Annotated in this window: 11 protein-coding genes; all 11 read left to right on the plus strand. The window is 45.7% G+C overall.

Going from position 1 to position 20,673, the window contains the following annotated elements; genetic code table 11:
• Positions 1 to 52: 52 nt before the first annotated feature.
• The 11 genes from HQN88_RS07070 to HQN88_RS07120 all read left to right on the plus strand — a co-directional run bounded on the left by HQN88_RS07070 (position 53) and on the right by HQN88_RS07120 (position 20,573).
• On the plus strand, positions 53 to 1,606 hold the full coding sequence (locus HQN88_RS07070; protein WP_246320106.1) for an extracellular solute-binding protein: 1,554 nt from the start codon (positions 53 to 55) through the stop codon (positions 1,604 to 1,606).
• Positions 1,607 to 1,694: 88 nt separating this feature from the next.
• Positions 1,695 to 3,527, plus strand: a complete 1,833-nt coding sequence (locus HQN88_RS07075) for an FAD-dependent oxidoreductase (protein WP_216855654.1) — start codon at positions 1,695 to 1,697, stop codon at positions 3,525 to 3,527.
• Positions 3,528 to 3,566: 39 nt separating this feature from the next.
• Positions 3,567 to 5,102 (plus strand): tannase/feruloyl esterase family alpha/beta hydrolase, encoded by a 1,536-nt coding sequence (locus tag HQN88_RS07080; RefSeq protein ID WP_173109553.1) that lies wholly within the window; start codon positions 3,567 to 3,569, stop codon positions 5,100 to 5,102.
• A 27-nt stretch (positions 5,103 to 5,129) separates the two neighbouring features.
• On the plus strand, positions 5,130 to 6,689 hold the full coding sequence (locus HQN88_RS07085; RefSeq protein WP_173109554.1) for a response regulator transcription factor: 1,560 nt from the start codon (positions 5,130 to 5,132) through the stop codon (positions 6,687 to 6,689).
• The gene (locus tag HQN88_RS07090; RefSeq protein ID WP_173109555.1) at positions 6,686 to 8,464 is read left to right on the plus strand and encodes a sensor histidine kinase; all 1,779 of its coding nucleotides are present in this window, start codon (positions 6,686 to 6,688) and stop codon (positions 8,462 to 8,464) included. The genes HQN88_RS07085 and HQN88_RS07090 overlap by 4 nt, the downstream gene beginning before the upstream one ends.
• A 34-nt stretch (positions 8,465 to 8,498) precedes the next feature.
• The gene (locus tag HQN88_RS07095; RefSeq protein ID WP_173109556.1) at positions 8,499 to 9,491 is read left to right on the plus strand and encodes an alpha/beta hydrolase; all 993 of its coding nucleotides are present in this window, start codon (positions 8,499 to 8,501) and stop codon (positions 9,489 to 9,491) included.
• A gap of 196 nt (positions 9,492 to 9,687) precedes the next feature.
• On the plus strand, positions 9,688 to 12,456 hold the full coding sequence (locus tag HQN88_RS07100; RefSeq protein WP_173109557.1) for a polysaccharide lyase family 8 super-sandwich domain-containing protein: 2,769 nt from the start codon (positions 9,688 to 9,690) through the stop codon (positions 12,454 to 12,456).
• Positions 12,457 to 12,886: 430 nt separating this feature from the next.
• Positions 12,887 to 14,824: a glycoside hydrolase 5 family protein gene (locus HQN88_RS07105; RefSeq protein WP_246320107.1), complete on the plus strand. Its 1,938-nt coding sequence runs from the start codon at positions 12,887 to 12,889 to the stop codon at positions 14,822 to 14,824.
• A gap of 148 nt (positions 14,825 to 14,972) precedes the next feature.
• The gene (locus HQN88_RS07110) at positions 14,973 to 16,772 is read left to right on the plus strand and encodes a sensor histidine kinase (protein ID WP_173109558.1); all 1,800 of its coding nucleotides are present in this window, start codon (positions 14,973 to 14,975) and stop codon (positions 16,770 to 16,772) included.
• A 7-nt stretch (positions 16,773 to 16,779) separates the two neighbouring features.
• The gene (locus HQN88_RS07115) at positions 16,780 to 17,868 is read left to right on the plus strand and encodes a response regulator (RefSeq protein WP_173109559.1); all 1,089 of its coding nucleotides are present in this window, start codon (positions 16,780 to 16,782) and stop codon (positions 17,866 to 17,868) included.
• Positions 17,869 to 18,365: 497 nt separating this feature from the next.
• Positions 18,366 to 20,573: a glycoside hydrolase family 52 protein gene (locus tag HQN88_RS07120; protein ID WP_173109560.1), complete on the plus strand. Its 2,208-nt coding sequence runs from the start codon at positions 18,366 to 18,368 to the stop codon at positions 20,571 to 20,573.
• Positions 20,574 to 20,673: the final 100 nt, after the last annotated feature.

Consider the following 20,673-nt stretch of genomic DNA (forward strand, 5'->3'; position numbering starts at 1 on the left):
ACAATATAGTTCCAAAAAAATGTATACTATACGAGAGGAAGAAGGGGTTTCTATGAAAAAGAACTTATATGCACCGATGCTGGCAATGACGTTAACGGGAGCTATGCTGATTGCTGGTTGTGGAGGTTCGCCTGCGGTTGAGAAAGTTACGGAAAAGACTGGGGATAAAGCGGCAGCAAGCAGCACGCCAGCAGCCAATGCGAAGCCAGTTAAACTGGATATCATTGAAACGGGAACCGGGCTTCCAACCCCAGATCAAGATATCATTAAGCAGGAACTGGATAAAACGTTACATACAGAAATTAACCTGACCGTTTATGCGTCTCCTGATGATTACAAGAATCAATTAAATGTGCGCATGGCTTCAGCGAATTTCCCGGACTTATTTGCCGTAGACCGAGTACAGTTAAAGCAATTATCAGACCAAGGACTTCTTCTTGATTTGACGCCGTATTTAGATAAACTTAAGCCTGCAAAAGACTTCATCGGTGAGGCTAGCTTTAAGCAAGGGATGTTGAATGGCAAAACATTAGCCATCGCCAAAGCACCTACGGCTTCCAAAACGTCGTTCTGGATTCGCAAGGATTGGCTTGATAAATTAAACCTTAAGTTGCCTACTACGCCAGAGGAAATGCTCGAAGTTGCGAAAGCGTTTACGGAGAAGGATCCGGATGGCAACGGGAAGAAGGATACATTCGGCATCACAGGAGCGAAACTGAATGCGTTTAACACGTTCTTCGGTGCTTATGGCGTGGGGCTTATGGATGGCAGTCAGGTACCAGCTATCTATGTAAAAGATAATAAAGTGGTGAATTCTCTCTATGCGCCAGGTATGAAAGATGCCCTTACTTCAATCAAGACTATGATTGCTGCTGGCGTCGTTGATCCAGAACTCATGGCTACGTCGCAAACGCAGGCTATGCAAAAGGCGATCAAAGGACAAGCGGGCATCTTTTACACAGCTTGGTCGGATATGACAACTGCTCAGAACGTTGAACAGATGAAAGCGATCAATCCCAATGTGAACTGGGTACAAATCGATGCGTTGCAAGGTCCTGGCGGCAAATTCACGGCATCTTGGGATATAGGTAATCCCGCAGGATTGTATGCGCTTCCGAAATCATTGGAGAAATCCCCAGAAAAGCTCCAAAAGGTATTCGATTTGTTGAACTATGTATCTTCGAAGGATGGATCCAAGTTAGTGCAATACGGCGTAAAAGGAAAACATTTTAATCTCGAAGGGGAAAAAGTGGTTCCAACGGATTTAATGGCCAAAGAAGGTGCTTATTTCTGGCTGTACCAATTTACCGGCCGTCCAGAGATGGAATATTTGTCCGTGAAATTTGCTCCACAAATAAAGTTAATTGACTTTGCCAATAAACAGCCACGACTTCAAGCGGTGAATGGATTTATTGACTTCCCAAGTGGCTTTAACGCTGCTGATGCGAATCGGTATGTCGAAGAAGAGTTCTCCAAATTCATCTATGGGAAACGACCTCTCACTGAATATGATAACTTCCTCAAAACATTGGAGGGTTCCATGAATTACAAAGCATTCTTAGAAGCATCTGAGCAAAAAGTGAAAGAGCTTGGATACGTGAAGTAGGTAGAAAAAGGTTGAAAAGAGATGAAGGGGCTTCTGGCTTCATCTCTTTCTGTCATTCTAAATTAACGGATCGTGGAGGAGATTAGCGATGATGAGTGGAGATAGCAAGAAACAACAGGTTCATACAGATATCCTGATAGCTGGAGGTGGCGTTTCAGGTGTTGTAGCTGCCATTGCGGCTGCGAGGAATGGTGCGAAGGTGACACTTTGTCAGGATCGCTCGGTTCTGGGAGGCAATGCCTCTTCCGAAATCCGTATGCATATTGTCGGGGCGGCGCATTCCAAACGGGGGACAGCCTTGGAAACTGAAGCTAGAGAAGGCGGCATCCTCGAAGAAATTCTTCTGGAGTGCGCCGTTCGCAATCCACAGCGAAGCGCCTCGATGCTGGATCTCCTTTTATATGAAAAGTGCAGAGCGGAGCCGAACCTGACACTGATGCTGAATACGGCCATAATTGGTGTGCGGATGGATGGGAATCGCATTATATCAGCTTGGGCAACGAGGGAAAGTACGGAGCACAGCTTCGAAATTTATGCGAACATTTTCATGGATTGTACGGGAGACGGACGTCTTGGTAAAGAAGCAGGAGCGCAATTCACGACAGGGCGTGAGTCTTCGGCACAATATGATGAGTCATTCGCTGGAACAGTAGCCGATACGTATCGGCTCGGTTCTTCGCTATTATTTACGGCACGAAATATGGGGAAACCGATGTCCTTCATCCCCCCTGTGTGGGCGAAACGATATTCCGAAGAAGATTTGAAATATCGCAGTCATGCGTCTTGGGAATATGGGTATTGGTGGGTGGAGTTTGGCGGATTATTGGATACGATCTCCGATAACGAATTCATTCGCGATGAATTACTGGCTATTATGATGGGCGTGTGGGATCATATCAAAAATAGTGGCCATCATCCAGAGTCTGAGAACTGGGCGCTGGATTGGTTCGGCTTTGTACCTGGCAAGCGTGAATCTCGGCGATTCATCGGTAAGCACGTGTTGTCACAGAGAGATTTAGAGGAAGCGGTTCATTTTGAAGATGTCATCGCATATGGTGGATGGCCCATGGATACCCATCCACCACAGGGAATTGATGCCAAAGAAATGGATCCCTGCCATCAACCGCATACAAACAACGTATATGGTATCCCACTGAGGGCATTGGTCAGTGCGAATGTGGACAATTTAATGTTTGTTGGACGCAATATTTCCGCGACACATATTGCTTTTTCCAGCACGAGAGTCATGGCTACCTGTGGTGTAATGGGGCAAGGTGCTGGAACTTTCGCCGCTTTGGCCAATCAAGCAGGGATTTCACTTGAGATGGCGTATAAGAATCAAGAATTAATTCGGAAAACACAACAACGGCTTATCAGGCAGGATGCATTTCTTCCTGGTATTCCCGCGAACGATAACTTATCTAGCCAAGCGACAGTTCTGGCCTCTTCCGAGCAACCAGAAGGCCGAGCATCGAATGTAATCGATGGCTATACACGTGCGATGCATGGTACCAATGGTGTCAGACTAGACCTCGTCGTTCCTGGTTCCCACAGGTGGATGTCGTGTCCTGATGATCAAGAACCTTGGATTGAGCTTACTTGGGAAACACCGATTTCCTTAAAGGAGATCACCATCGTGCTGGATACAGGCATGCACCGAAGACTAACCCTGACGCAAGAAGATCAGCTGCATAAGAGAAATGAATGGGGGCCGCAGCCGGAAACGTTGAAGGATTTCCGCGTCCTTGCTTATTCTGCGAATCCGGACGAGGGCGCTCGTCAAGTGATGGAGATTCAGGGTAATTACCAACGACAAGTAACAAGCCATGCAGGGGTAGAACAAGTAAGTAAGCTTCGAGTGGAAGTCTTGAGCACGAATGGACTGGATCATGCTAGAATTTTTGAAATCAGATGTCATTGATGTAGTTGTAATGGACATCTGTAGGAGGAGGAAGTCGTTTTGGACGGAATATTTGAGAATGTTGATATACCAGGTTGTACGATTACGGGTGTTCAAATGGTGCCAGAAGGAAGTCTCACCTTAGAGGACGGCAGAATCTTTACGGACTTACCAGCATTTTGCCGAGTTTGCCTCCAGCTCAAGCCAACCTCAGAGTCTAACATTCGCGTGGAGCTTTGGCTGCCACAAGATTGGAATGGCAGATTCCTCGGCACAGGCAATGGAGGTAGTGCAGGTTATATTAGCTACAACCCACTTGCACTTGGCGTGCGGCGAGGATATGCCACAGCGAATACGGATATGGGCACTTCGCCAAATGCCTTCGAGGCGATTGGACATCCTGAACGATGGGTAGATTTCGGTTATCGTGCAACACATGAGATGACGGTAGCGGCGAAATCGCTCATCCAATTATTTTACAAAAGATCAGCCAGCTATGCTTATTTCATGGGTTGTTCAACGGGTGGGCAACAAGCTTTAATGGAAGCACAGCGCTATCCGTCTGATTATCACGGCATCATTGCTGGGGCGCCAGCGAACAATCGCACTCACTTGCATACTGGATTTTTGTGGAATTTTAAAGCAACGAATCAAGCAACAGACGCACACTTTTCAAAAGAACAAATTGCATCCATAACACGTAAAGTTGTCGAACATGGACGGGGGGAAAACGGCGGCGTTCTCCAAGGTGATAACTTCTTTACTGACCCAAGGGTTCTGCAATTCGAGCCAGAGACGTTGGCGGCTTCACAGGTTGACGATGACGGGATTGGCCTCACCGACGAACAGATCTCCGCATTGAAGCTGATTTATGCGGGACCAACTAATCCACGAACAGGCGAACGTATCTATACGCCACTTCCATTTGGGAGTGAGAATTGTGGAGGAGGACTAGATCTTCAACAAGATCCTGAACAGTTACCATCATCGTTGTTATATCCATTTCATTGGGTATTTGGTGCGGATTTTGATTACTCCACATTTGATTTTGATCAGGATTTGGATACGTTGAATGAGCGATTGGCGCCGATTCTTAATGCGAATAATCCCGATGTCAGCGAGATGAAAGCGCTAGGTGGCAAAATCTTGTTGTACACTGGAATGGCGGATCCGCTTGTACCGTATCAAGATGCACTCCACTATTATGAGCGAGTGATTGAACATCAGGGCAGCCTGGATCAAACCCAAGATTTCTTCCGGTTATTCCTTGTGCCAGGAATGGGTCATTGCGGAGGTGGACCGGGGTTGAATGAGATCGGGTTCCGAGGCGTCTCCAGTTTACCCACAAATAGCGAATATGACATTTTAGCCGCAATGGTTGACTGGGTTGAGCACGGCAAAGCACCGGATACACTTATTGCAACCGCGTTTATCGATGGTTTTGCTCCAAATGGCATGAGCTTCCAGAGACCTATTTACCCTTATCCGAAGCTTCCTGCTTACATTTCAGGAGATCCTCATTTGCCAGCTAGCTATCAAGGTGTTGAACGTCCTCGAGGCGGAGTTCCCATTCCAGCGGATAAATACCTAGTTTAAATGACTTCAATGACAGGTGGTTGCTAGATGCCTAATACACCGATAAGGGTTTTGATCGTAGATGATGAACTACCGTTAAGGCAGGAGCTCAGATCCATGCCTTGGCATTTGTTCGGAGCCGAATTGGTGGGAGAAGCAGAGAATGGTGAAGAAGCTTTGCTGCTTTGTGAAGAGCTGAAGCCGGATCTCGTCATCACGGATATCATTATGCCGATTATGGATGGGATGGAGCTATTGCGACAAGTAAAGCAAAGCTTCCCATCCATTCAGTTTGTGTTGCTTACGTCACATAGTGACTTTCAATACGCACAACAAGCACTCAAGCTTGGGGCTTTAGAATATGTGCTTAAGCTGACCTTTGAAGAAGAAGAAATGAAGGCAGCAGTGGACAAGGCTAGAGGGGCTATAAGACGAGAAAGTGATCTTCAAAGCTACGAACGCGAACGGAAGCGTCGTGATATTTCGCAGCTGTTGAACACGATTGCGATGGGGGGAGCTGAACAGGATGCAGAGTTATCGCAGCTATGGGAGGCTTGGAGCCGTGCCATTCCCTATTACCCGGTCAGACTTCATGTCGAAGTAAAGGAGGGAGATCGGTTCCATCTGCTGCATGAGCTTAAGAAACAGTTAGAGCGACTGGAAAGAGAATCATCCAATTTCTATTGGTCACCGATTGGTGATCAAGATTTTGCTTTCGTGTTCTGCAATCTGCATTCTGCCTTAGAAGCTTCTGTACAGGCGGAGCAAGTCATGCGAGGGATTTACCGGGTGTTAGAGATGCAGTCGATGGATCCCCACGCCGGGTTTCGACTATTGGCAGTAACAGGGGGATGTGTTAGAGAGCCTCAGGATCTCATTTCTTCTTTGCGTTCAAGTGTGATCACCGAAGCGATGAAATTTTATGATAGTTCGCTAACCTCATTAACGGCGGACCAGGCAGCAACGGGACTTGCAGGGCTAGACGATTCGCCAGATACCAATCAAATCATCAGCAAGTGGATAGACGTGGGAAAAGATAAAGAGATGCTAGTCGCATTTTTCCATGAAACCTTAAAGCCGTGGGCCCTTGGAAGCCGCTTCGAGCCAGACAAGCTGAAAGCGTTCATCCTACGAACACGTGAGAAAGTGATTACTGTTCATTCATTGCTTAGGCCAAGTGAATTCGAAGCATGTACGGTTCAACTTCAGGCGGCCCCGACGTTTCTTCAATTGTTGGAACTATTAATAAGGGAACAAGAATCAGAAGCAAGTGGAATCAGGAAGATCAGAAATGATGTGCAACTTGCTCAGAAAATCATCCTCGCGCGACTTAAAGAGGCGATTACGTTGACATCTATTTCTGAGGAAGTGGGTCTGAGCTCATCCTATTTTAGCCGATTGTTTCGTGAAGAAACCGGAGAATCTTTCAATGATTATGTCACTAGAATGCGCATAGAGAAAGCGATGGAACTTCTTCAGACAACTCAATTGAAAGTGTACGAAGTGGCAGAACGTGTAGGAATTCCTAGCTACCGTTATTTCTCCCAGCTTTTTCGCAATTGGACAGGCGTAGCGCCAAACGAGTATAAGAGGGCTGATTTTAAATGAAAAAGCTGATGTCGTGGTTTGGTGGCCAGAGCATGCTTGCGAAACACTTTCTATTTCTGTCCGTGGGTACGCTGCTGCTACTAGGTGGGCTGACATGGATTAATTTACGAGAAGCAGAGGATTTGTTTCGAAAGCAGGTGGTCTCTGACGCGCAAATCATTATTGACCGAACGAATCTCTATATGAATGCATACTTGGACAATGTGCAGAACATCCTCATGCTGATCTCGACACGGGAGGATTTACTAACCGAAGCAAAGGAATATGAAGCGACAGAGATCCTTCGCAAATATGCGAATATGAACAGTACCCTGTATCGATCCATGTATTTAGTTCGTGAAGATGGCAAGGTGATGTCCAATTCACAAACGACTTTTGAGATTATTGGCAACCCTTATATCCAGCAGCTGCTTGAGCAAGCCAAGCAAACACAGGGCATGTTTATCACAGAGCCGTATCAATCTCCCATGTCAGGCAAAACAGTGGCGTTCACGATGCCTCTAAGATCCGCATCAACGAGTTCATTTATTGGGATGGCGGTTGTTGAAATCGATCTCATTCAATTAACCAATTTGTTGTCTCAGTTTATGAATACCAAAAATCAAACATTTTCCATCATTACGAATAAACGAAATGTGGTACAAGCATTTGAGGGTACATTGCCCAGCTCTTATCGCATGCTGCCGTATAACATCTCCGTTTTTCCGCCAGAATTGGATACGGCATTTATCGATGAGATGTCAGAGCTGTCACTAGGGGTGTCTGATATAGAGGGTCCGCAAGGGAACATGGTAGCCGTGAAATCAGGTATGAATAAGTTAGGCTGGTATTTCATTGCCTTCTATAAAGATAGTTTCTTTTATCAACATATTCGTAGTCTTCATACGAACTTTACAACAGCCGGCGTATTTTGGATTTTCATCGTACTATCTAGCACGTATATGATAAGCCGTTATGTGACCCACCCCGTACGCACATTGGTTGCTAAGATGGACCGCGTACGTGATATGGAAGTGCTTCACAGCATTTCGGGGAGTGGCAAGGATGAGATTGGACGCCTAGTTCTTAGTTATAACGCAATGATGGAGCGAATTCATCATCTCCTCCAGGAGACAAGGGAATCGGAACGTCGGAAAAAACAATTTGAGTTAAAAATGCTGCAAAGTCAAATTGCCCCGCACTTTCTATATAACACGCTCGCCTGCATTAGCAGTTTGGCTAAGCAGCACAAAATCGATGAAGTCCGGGAAACCATTAAGGCGTTAGTAGGGCTGCTTTCATTTAGCTTTGATAAGAGTACGGAGTTTGTCACCTTAGCAGATGAACTGGAAGGATTGCGCATGTATGCGTACATACAGAAAGTGCGATACGGTGATAAATTCACGATGACGATAGATGCGGAGCCGGAAACGCTCCATACGACGATGCTGAAGCTAACTTTGCAACCACTTGTGGAAAATGCCATCTTCCATGGTTTGGTACCGCTCAAGCGGACAGGTACAATCCGTATCCGAACAAAGTGCGTCAAGCATAAACTCATTATTACCATAAGGGATACAGGGCTCGGCATGGATTCAGAGCGGCTCAGCAATTTATTTACAGAGCGGCATAAAGCCCCCAGTAAGCATCGCTTTACCGGAATCGGAATCATGAACGTTCATGAGCGAATTGGTTTGTATTTCGGACAAGAGTATGGACTATCGATCTTCAGCGTACCGGAAGTAGGAACGTTAATTCGAATTGAGATGCCGGCATCCCTGCATGCAGGGCAATAAACAAATCAACCATGATCGTAAAGGAGCTAACCCAATGCGTAACGAGAGAATCAACCTTTGGACAAAAGAAGAATATACGTATGACACAGGAACTGAGTTCATGCCGACATTGACAACCTACATACTTGATGGGTTGAATCGGAAACCTGCCGTTCTGATTATTCCCGGAGGCGGATATAAAGGATGCAACTCCGCGGAAGGAGAAGGCGTGGCGATGAAGTTTCTGGAGGCCGGCATGTCGGCGTTCGTACTAACGTATACAACTCGCATGAGACCTAACATGCAACCGGTACAGAAGCAGCCAATACGCGATCTATCCCGCGCGATGATTATTATCCGCGAACATGCAGAGCAATGGCGCATCAATCCCGATCATATCGCCATTTGCGGCTTTTCTGCTGGCGGACATCTTGCAGCGAGCTTGGCTGTGCATTGGAACAGGGATTTCCTGCAGGATGTTAGAGGTATCCAGGCGTACTCTAACAAGCCAAATGCTGTTATATTGGGCTATCCGGTCATCACGACGGGGGAGTTCGCGCATATGGGATCGTTCTTTAATCTGCTGGGGGAGGAAGCGACTCAGGAACAACTTGCAGAAGTTTCCCTTGAGCATAGTGTGGGATCGCACACGCCGCCTGTATTCCTCTGGCATACAGTAGAAGACTTAACCGTGTTAGTAGAGAATGCCATGATCTTCGCCTCCGCGTTAAGAAAGAACACAATACCCTTTGAATTGCATATCTTTCCTTATATCGGTCATGGCTCTTCAACGTCAGATGAAACGTGGTACACGAGGGGCCAGGACTACCTAAACTCGGACTCCGCACAGTTGTACAGGCAAATAGCCCTTAAAGAATTGACTGAAGCAAGTGGGAAACCAACTGTCAGTGACGCCGAGCTTCTGGATTTTTTCAACGAACCAGCGCTCAAATATAAGAAGCCTTTACCGGATCCGATGAACTATAATCATAATGCAAAATGGGTCAAACTATGTATAGAATGGCTGAATATCACATTCAGAGAATAGCCCAAAGGACCGTCAGGATAATCATCCTGATGGTCCTTTTTGCATGGCCGGGGATGGAAAAGGGCAGAGGATTGTGACAAAAGCGTCCAATCACAACAATTGGGACATTTTCGCAGAATCACTGTATATTTTTCGATGAAAGCGCTTGCTATACTGGAGTCGTTTCCATCTTAACCAAATTAAAAGGAGGAGATTTATGATGAGATTCAAAATAAAGTGGATAGGAATGATGGCCTCACTGACTCTTTTGTTGTTCTGCACAATGAATGCTTTCGTAGTGAATCAGGCTTCAGCAGCGGATGAATTCGATAGCCTGCGGGAGAAGTGGAAGGTGACACTAACGGGTGGAACCTCTTATAATCCGCTTGATCCCGATATTGCAGCTCAGATTGTTGCACTTACGGCGGAAGCCAATTCGAATTGGAGCACGATGGACAATTCGCCAGGCACTTATCTGTGGAGCGATCTTAACAATGCGTCGAATACGAGCCAAATTACAACGGGATACAATCGCATAAAGACAATGGCTCTAGCTTATGCAACAACCGGTTCCACCCTTCAGAACGACGCTATTCTACTTACAGATATCGGGATCGCGTTGGACTGGATGTATACCAATCGATACAATGAAACCAAAACCAACGTAGCCAACTGGTGGGATTGGGAGATCGGGGCTCCGCTCGCGCTGAATGATATTGTGGTGTTGCTCTACGCTCAATTGACTTCGACGCAAATTACCAATTATATGAACGCTATTGAGCATTTTCAACCAACCATTACATCAACTGGGGCTAATCGTGTTTGGGAATGCACGGTCATTGGCGTTCGCGGTATCATTGTCAAGAACGCTGCCAAAATAGCCAGTGCTCGAGATGGGCTTAGCAATGTATTTAATTATGTGACTTCGGGAGACGGGTTTTACAGAGATGGTTCGTTTATTCAGCATAGTAAACATCCGTATAACGGGGGATATGGCCTAGGGTTATTAAAAGATATGGCGGATCTCATCTATGTCCTACATGGTTCTTCCTGGTCAGTGACCGACGTGGATATCAAAAATGTGTATAGTTGGGTATACGATTCCTTCGAACCCTTCATGTATAAAGGTGCCATGATGGATATGACAAGAGGGAGAGATGTCTCACGTCACTATGATCAAGACCATGATAGCGGCGGCGCGGTAATTGGAGCCATTACACGCATCTCGCAATTCGCTCCTGCAGCAGATGCAGCAGCATTCCGGAGTATGGTGAAAAGTTGGATCGTAGGCGATACATCTCGGGATTATTTTACGTATGCGTCTATTAATTTCATCGTGTTGGGGAAAGAGATTGTTGCGAATGCCACATCACGAACAGCGTTGGTGAACAATTATCAGTTTCCTGGCATGGATCGTTCCGTCCATTTGCGTCCTGGCTTTGGGTATGGCATCAGCATGTCATCCAACCGGATCTACAACTACGAATCCATTAACTCAGAGAATTTGAAAGGCTGGTATCTGGGGGACGGCATGACATATGTATATAATAATGATCTTGCTGCCTATACGGATTTCTGGCCAACTGTGAATCCGTATCGGCTGCCAGGTACAACGGTGGATACGGTAACGAAAGCCAATTCATCAGGGCATGATTCCTTGAGTACTAAGAATTGGGTTGGTGGTACGTCTATTCTGGACAGCTACGGCATTTCCGGGATGGAATTGGATGCTTCCGGAAGCACGTTAACGGCCAAGAAAAGCTGGTTTATGTTTGATGACGAGATTGTCGCATTAGGATCCGGCATTACGAGTACGGACAATCGAACAATTGAGACAATTATTGAAAATCGCAAATTAAATAGCAGCGGCAGTAATGCATTTACGGTAAATGGCACTGCGAAGTCATCCGCCTTGGGCTGGTCAGAAGCAATGACGGGTGTGAATTGGGCTCATTTGGCAGGAAGTGAATCTGGTTCTAGTCTCGGGTATTATTTCCCAACAGGTGCTGCTGTGAAAGGGCTGCGTGAAGCAAGAACAGGCAAATGGAGTAATATCGATGGCCGAGCGGGGACGCCGACAACCAATATAACGAGTAACTATTTAACCATGTGGGTTGATCATGGCCTTAATCCTACGAATGGGATGTATGCCTATGTAACGCTGCCGAATAAAACAACTACGCAAGTAAGCAGTTATGCAAGCAGTCCGAACGTTACGATTTTGGAGAATTCTACTTTCGCACAAGCGGTTAAAGAAACGACATTAAATGTGGTCGGCATGAATTTCTGGACGGATGCATTGACATGGATTCAGGTAGGTGCTACAAATTTTGTTTCAAGTGATAAGAAGTCAGCAGTGATGACGAGCGAGACAGCAAACGATATTGAAGTGGCTGTATCTGACCCGACACAAGCGAACACGGGCAGTATGAACATCGAATTAAATCGAAGTGCTGCAAGTGTTGTCGCCGTTGATCCTGGCGTTTCGGTTACTCAGTTATCCCCGACGATAAAGCTATCCGTTAATGTAAATGCTGCGAAGGGGAAAACATTTAAAGCCAAATTTGGCTACACACCTTTGCCGCCAAGCGAAATCATCATTGATAACACTGCTGCGGAGTTTACAGGAACTTGGATATCCTCGACTGGATTACCCAACTATTATGGTTCCGATTATGTGTACAATAAAACAGGTACGGGTACAGATAAAATCCGCTGGAGACCTACGATTGTGACGGCGGGAGATTATCAAGTTTTCTACCGAATCCCAGATGGGAACACCGGCCGAGCAACGAATGCCCCATTTACTGTGTATTATGATGGGGGATCACAGTTGTTTTCGGTTAATGAGCAAACGATACCTGGAGGATCATGGATCTCCTTGGGGACGTATCATTTTCTAGCAGGAACCACAGGGTATGTGGAGTTGACAGACAATGCGAATGGTACCTACGTGAACGCGGATGCGGTCAAGTTCGTGAAGTAACTAACGTGAGACGATTTGAAGAAGCCGAGCATTTGATGCTCGGCTGTTTATAATGCCATTATTTGTTTTGGAGTCTTGGTGTCGTGTTGCGCTAAGCTAATAACTGGATTTTCTGCAGCTAATTTATGCAAAATCACGTCTTTTCGCAAACTAACTGGATTTCCTCCCTTTATTTTAGCGCGATTTCGCCAAACGGGACATTTTGAGCAATATTAGATGTAGGAAATCCAGTTATACTCCCGAAAAGTTAATTTTAACCGGAGATAGATGCAGGAAATCCAATTAATTTCAAAGTGGAACGGGCACAATCAGTCTGAATAACAAAAAGTAGAATCGTTATACTTTTTAGTATTTTTATTATAGTGTAAGCGTCTAAATTTAGGTACGCTTGAGATACGTTATAGTCAGTAACTTCTAGGAGGAACGTATCTTGAATCAACTATTAAATTTGCCAAGCACTTTTTTTGTAGGCTGTAATTATTGGGCATCACATGCAGGAACCGCGATGTGGTCGGATTGGAATCCCGAGCAGGTCGATCTCGATTTACGCAGATTGTCGGATGCGGGCATAGAGGTTATTCGTGTATTCCCGTTGTGGCCAGATTTTCAGCCGATTGAGAATATGTATACAGGGGAGGGCCAGCATTTCGGCTACCGGTTCGGTGAAGAAAGATTACCAGATACAGAAGCGGGTAAAGCGGGTATGTCAGTGGAAATGATGGCTCGTTTCCAAGCCTTTACCGAGATCGCCAAGAAATATGATATCAAACTCATTGTTGGATTAATCACGGGCTGGATGAGTGGTCGATTATTCGTACCTCCTGCACTCCGGGGCAAAGCGATTCTGACCGATCCGGATGCGATCCGCTGGCAAGTACGTTTCGTTCAATATTTCGTGAAAAATATGAAACATAATGATTCGATCATTGCATGGGATCTCGGAAACGAGTGCAACGTAATGGGCAAGGTTGCCTCTCAAGAAGAGGCTTATGTGTGGACAGCTTCCATTGCGAATGCGATCAAGGCGAAGGATGCGACGCGTCCGCTTATTTCAGGTATGCACAGCCTGTATCCCAAAGGAAACTGGACGATGCAGGACCAAGGTGAACTCACTGATATTTTGACAACGCATCCGTACCCGTTCTGGACACCTTACATGGATTTCGATCCATTAACTTCGATGCGACCAACGATACATGCCACGATGGAAAGCTTATTGTACGCCCATATTGGGGAAAAGCCTTGCTTCGCAGAGGAAATGGGAACGATGGGGCCGATGGTTTGCAGCGAAGAGGTCGCTGCGGCATTCGCACGTACAAGCATGCTTTCGCAGTGGGCACACGGTCTCCCAGGTTTGTTGTGGTGGTGTGCGAATGATCAAACAAAGCTGAACCATGCACCGTATGATTGGGTAGCTTGTGAAGGTGAGCTTGGTCTCATGACGGAGGAAGGGCGCGTAAAGCCAGCTCTCCAAGAAATGGGACGGCTGAAGAAAATCATTCAATCCATGCCGTTAGAAAATCTGCCTGCGCGCAGCGTCGAGGCGGTATGTATTCTCAACAGCACACAGGATCATTGGGCAACAGCAATTGGCTCCTTTCTATTAGCGAAGCAAGCCGGTTTCGATATCGATTTCCGATTCGAAGATCAACCACTGCCGGATGCGAACTTCTATTTGCTGCCTTGTGTAACTGGCGTCTTTGGTGTAGCGAAGCAGCGTTGGGAGCAGCTGTTGGATAAAGTTCGTGAAGGAGCGACATTGTATATGTCCTCCAATGACGGATACATGCTCAACTTTGCGGAGCTGACGGGGCTTACCGTACAGAATCGCCGTCGCAGGGCAAGTGAGGCGGTTGCTTACTTACAAGGGGATAGCGGTGACATTCCGCTTACAATACCAAGCACGTTTAAGCTGGATTTCCGCAACGATCGGGCTGAAGTTTTGGCAGCAGAGGCGGATGGTAATCCAGTTCTGACGAAAGCCACCTATGGCAAAGGAACCGTGTACTTCTGTGCCTTGCCAGTCGAGTTAGCGATGTCACAACAGCCAGGAGTCAGCTACAATCCGGACCAATTCCCGTACTGGAAAATGTATGAAACAATCTCCCAAGAAGCGCGGAACGCACGTGTTCTCCATGTGAAGGAGCCGCAAATCGGGCTTACGGAACACACGGCGGATTTGAATACAACTGTGGCAGTCTTGATTAACTACTCACCGGAAGATCGAGAAGTTCCGTTAGCGATAAAGTCGGGCTGGTATGTGGAGGAGAGCTTGTATGGTAACCGTCCACAGAATGTGAACGGAACTGTGAAGGTAAATGTTGGTGCGAATGATGCAGCAATTGTTATTTTGAGAAATAAACAATAGAATTCTGTGTTTCCTAAGATACTATCCAGCACCAACAGCCTGTCTGCTGTTCAGTGGCTGGATAGTTTTTTTTGGCAACATTCAGTGCTAAACAAAATGCAGTTCAAGGTGTATAATGCATGCTAAGAAGGCAAGGGAGGCGAATTATTTGTTCAGCTATATTAGAAGTTCCTTGCAGTGGAAACTCATTCTTATGATCTCGTGCATCGTCATCTTGGTTGTAGTTACGATTGGCAGCTTTAGCTATTACAAAAGCGCTAGAGCGATCGAATCGGATGCACAACGATTTAGTAATCAAATTTTGAAGCAGGCGACGTTGAATCTAACGCGATATATCAATGATAATGAACAATTTTTTCAAACGCTGGTCATAAGTCAAGATTTTCAGGATTGGACGCGAATTAACCAAGGAGATACTTACAGGAACTATAGTAAACTCAAGGATATGGAGAATCGAATTATTAATCCGTACATTAGTTTTCATAAGGAAACGCTTTCTATTGTGCTCTACAATGAGAATGGGAATCAGATTGTATATCGAAATGAAACACGAGATGCCGTTCTGGAAACGGAGTATTCCTTTGCTGCTTCGAATATGAAAGATAAGATAACCGATACGGGAAGAATTCAGTCATTTGTCAATCTTCGCGCGGATTACAAGAATAGCAATGGTCAAAAAATTCAACTGCCGATTCTAACCTATGTTCAAAAGCTGTATTATAGTGATCAACCAGTCTATCTGGCCGTAGATATTTCCTTGATGCCGACGCAACAGATTCTGAATGAAATTGAACTGGGACGCAATGGACAGGCCTTAATTACGACTGCCGAAGGCAATGTCATCTCTGCACCAGACCTGCATATGATCAATACGAAATTGGCTCATCCCATGATGGAAGCTATGAAGAAAAATCCATCAGGTTACATGTATAATCAGGATCATACTCAGATGATTGTGTATCAATCGATTCCGAAAGTGGATTGGCGTGTCATCGTTTTCGTGCCATATGAGGACTTAGCACAACGTATTATTGAAATTCGCAATTGGACGATCGCAATCGCCTCGCTTAGCTTGTTAAGTGCAATTGTATTAGTGTACCTGGTATCACACTCCATTACCAAGCGAATTAAGTTGCTGCGCAGGACGATTAGTACGACAAAACTGGGTCGATTCGATATTCGCCCGGATGTGAAAGGGACGGACGAGGTAGCGGATTTGGCCGAATCATATAATTTGTTGCTGGATCGGATTGACGCCTCGATTCATTTATTAGCGGAGTCCAAAATGGTTCAGCAGCAAGCGGTGTTATCAGCACTGCAATCACAAATCAACTCCCACTTTCTATATAACGCTTTAGAATCGATCAATGCGATGGCCAATTTGGCTGGGCATCAACAGATCCGAAAGTCAACCATAGCCCTTTCGAACATGCTGCGATATACATCGAATTACAAGGATTCTTTAGTTACCCTAGAAGAGGAAATCCGCCATATTCGCGATTACATTCAAATTATGGATAATTTGTATCCGAACGAGTTAACGTTTCATTTTGACATTGATCCCGAGGTGGCACAATCCGCATGTTTAAAAGCATGCATTCAGCCGTTTGTAGAGAATTGTATTAAACATGGCTATGAAATGACGGGGGAGAACCTCCAAGTTCGAATCTCCGCGTATCAATGGGAGAACGATTACATTCGCGTAGATATTGTAGATGATGGGTCTGGCATATCGCTTGGAAAGTTAAGCGAAATTCGGGAGGCACTGAGTCAAGTTAGACCTGAACAGGAATTCCTACAGCTGTTAAGGATCGGGATGTTAAATGTTCATTATCGTCTCAAAACATTCTATCCGCATCATGCACATGCAGGGATTATGGTAGAACGCGTTTCAGATAAAGGCGGCACACAGGTAAGTGTTATTTTTCCAAATCAGGTAAAGGAGTGAATAATAGATGATACGCGTACTTCTTGTGGACGACTCTTCCTTAATTCGAGATAGTCTGTCAGTTTCGATTGATGCTTATCAGCAAACAACCGTCGTTGCCGGAACCGCTGCTAATGGCGTTAAGGCATTGGATTGGCTGGAGGAACATTATGCCGATTTATGCATTACGGACATCCGGATGCCGATGATGGATGGGTTAACGTTAATAGGCGAAATTAATAAGCGATTCCCGTGGATGCGATGTGTGGTTGTCTCGAGTTATGATGATTTTCAATATGCCAAAATGAGTATTCAACTGCATGCCTTGGATTACATTATGAAGCCAGTTGATGAAGAGCTGCTGTTCAGTGCCCTTGATAAGGCCAAGGAACGATTAGAGGAAGATCGCAACCGTGATGCAGCTCAGCTGATGCTGAGAAAGCTTCCCCATCATAAACAATGGGTAGATAAATGGTTAGAACACATACGAACCTTGCATGTAGAAACACTGCCTTTACTCATCGTAGAAACGTTGGAATTGTTAGAAGGTTGGGTAGAAGGCAACTTTAACTTATTGAATCCATTGAGCAATTTGTGGCTTCGAACGATCATTGAAGAGCTGTCATCCGAACGCTTCCAGCTGGAGCTGGATGAAGGGAATGATTTGGGCTTAGGTGATACGACACTTTCCCTGCAAGCAGTTCGGAGCTATTACCGTCTCTGCGCGGTGAGAAGGCTGGAAGAAGGCTCTCATCTTCTGGTGGAAACGATGCGGGGGATTCGTGATCAGCAATCGGTGAAAGTCATTGATAAAGTGAAACAATACATTGATCTACACTTCGGTGAGCAAATTAACTTGCAGGAACTTGCGGATCACGTTGCCATGAACAAAACGTACATGTGTACCCTATTTAAGCAAGAAACAGAAATGACCATCGGCACCTATACGGTATCGATTCGAATGCGGGAAGCACGTAATATTTTGATGGAAACGTCGGAGAAAATCTACACGATTGCCAATCAGGTCGGCTACGAAGACGTCACGTACTTCTCTCAATTGTTCAAAAAGCACTACGGATTAAGCCCGCTTGATTATAAGAAGCGAATGAAATCATAAGATGACAGGAGAAGGACTGTCCCCTGCGGGGGATGGTCCTTTTTTTGGCATATAGGAATGTGCGTAAGGAGAATAGATGGATTTTCTACAGTTAAAATCGAAGATTTTTCGTTCAAATGCAAGTTAGATGGAAAACCTACAGTTAATCTCAACCATTTCAGCTGATTTGAGCAAAAGTAGTAGTTTTAGCTGCATATTTTACAGTTAAATCCAGATTTCAAGGGTATTCTGCTTACATAGATGTATATTTTCCAGTTAATGCTAATGCGTAGAGCGAGCCCTCTTTCAAACATGTACAGCCCTTCGGCACTGCACCCCCGCCAGCTTTCCATTACCTCAACAAGCACTCGCCTTTTATTCACCAAACGCAGGGTAATTGGTTTCAATGATAGGATTTCTGTCTTTTCATCTAAATTTCCGAAGATTGTCGTAGAAAAACGAAAGTCCCTCCACTGTTTGCAAGATGACCGCAGTCCTATAATTGGAGATAGTAAACAATGAGTCAGCAAGTTCAGGAGGAATGTAAGTTGCAATTAATGGGAGATGCATTAACCGTATTAGGATCACGACTGGGAATCGGATGGGATCCTGCTGGGCACCAAGCTTATCTAGTTCGTCATGGCAATCATCCGGGATTGCCGATTCATCTGCATGCAGGGATCGAAATAGGAGATCGCACACTCTCACTACCTTTGTGTGGTGATAAGCAATCGTTTGAATTTATGGATCAAGAAATGACAGCGACCACGATGACGTTAAGCGGAATTGATCCGACGACAGGGATTCATGTGAAACTAACAGCTCGCATTCCGTTCCGACCGAGAGACGAGGTCTTCAGCACAGTTCCGATCGTTTACTTGGACCTAGAAGTGGATCGTTTGCCATCCTCATTTCGATGGACTGCGCAATACGATGAAATTATAGAGGGGAAGCTGTTCCTAGGCTTTTCGGGCGAAGGGTTCAAATTTGAGTCACAATCACAATCAAGGAGCATCGAAGCTACGTACGATTCCGTTATCTTACGTCCGTTTGAGGAAGATGATCACAGCAAAGCGATTCGATCCAATGAAGAAACAATAGCATGTAAAGATCAACTTGCTATACTTTCAGGTGCATGGGATGGAACCAACCTAACCGCACCTTTTTCCTTACGTAAAGGGATGGAAGGGACGAAACTTTCCCTTGCTTGGTGTACGTACGATCAGCCTTTACTCAATGTATTAGGCACTCGCAGCCCCTTCAAATACACGCAAAGCTTTGCGAATCTTGAGCAAGTTGTGGATTGGGCAATCCAGCATGTCGAAGCGGTAAAAGAGAACTCGATTAAAGTAGATGGCATCCTATCCAATCATTCGTTGGGCGATTCCACATCGAAATTACTCGCACAGACGCTGCACGCTTGGCTAATGAACACATGGTGGGTGGTTCGCGAGAACGGCCAAGACTGGTTTACCGTATGGGAAGGTAATTGCTACTTCCACTCCACGGTGGATGTCGAATATACACAAGGACCGTTTTACTTGGCTTTCTGGCCTGAACTACTGGAGCTAGAACTCAACGAGTGGCCGTTGTTTGGTAAAGACGGGAAACGAGTTCTAGGAGAAAGCGGCGAGGGCACGTTATTTTTATCACACGATATGGGCGTATTCGGGGATAGTACGAAACAGTACTACCATCACGAAATGGAAGTCGAAGAGAGTACGAATTACATTCTTCTTGCGTATACGCATTGGCGACGAGCAGGAAGAGACGCAACAATTGTGCAGCATAGCGGATTCATTCGTCAATTAATGGATTTCATCGTTCGCTGCGATACAACGGGCAATGGCATTCCAGATAAGGGCTGTGCGAATACCGTGGATGACGCCTCTCCAGCGATTCAGTATGGCTCTGAGCAGGTGTATCTCGGTGTGAAAGCATTAGCAGCGTGTCAGGCTGGTATCCAGATTTTGCGTTATGCAGGGGAGTTGGAGCTGCAAGCATACGAGCATTTCGCTTTGGCGGCACTCACGACCATCGAGGAGCAGGGTTGGCTGGAGGATCATTATGCCGTGACGTTATCCCGAACGATGGATGGCACGGTGGATCCATGGACAGGCGAACCTCAGACAGGGGAACTGCTGGGTTGGGATGCTTACCATATTTACACGGTAAATGGACTTTCCTTACTCGATATGGTCGGACATCAAACAGGCCTTCGCGATGGTAGACTCCGTCAGGATATGGAAACAGCAACTGCGAAAACCTTGGGGCGTTACGGATGTCGTCACACCAGTTATATTGATATGCAAGATAAGAGTATTTTCATCCCTGGTCTGGCAAGTCATTCGCGCAAGGTGGGATGGGTTTCAATGAATATGCTGCGAGACATCGGAGCTGCTTATCGAGGACTCGATCTTTTTCATCTCACAGAAAACTACTGGAGCTGGCAGAGCACGACGAATACACAGGGCATCTCGATGTTCTTCGAAACCTTCTACGGCAACAGCTTAAGCTTCTATCCTAGAGGTGTGGCGGTATTTGGATATTTGGACGCAGCAGCGGGCTTTGCCTATGATGCGGTTCTTGGGACGAAGTCTTTTGCCCCGGTCCGTGGCTCTCTCCAAGTACCCCTTCTTTTATTCGCTGATTGGGAGAAAGGTACCGTCCCTAAGGTTATTTCGAGCTTGAAAGACGGTCATATTACGTATAGTGTCGAATCCTGAAAAGAACAGAAGATTACCATGAACTTCGAAAGATTCCCTACTAGGACCTCTACACATGAATTTATATAATAGAGATACAAAGAGATAAGGAGTGGGACCA

Origin of the sequence: Paenibacillus qinlingensis, assembly GCF_013204845.1 — a bacterium.
GTDB classification, from domain to species: Bacteria; Bacillota; Bacilli; order Paenibacillales; family NBRC-103111; genus Paenibacillus_E; species Paenibacillus_E qinlingensis.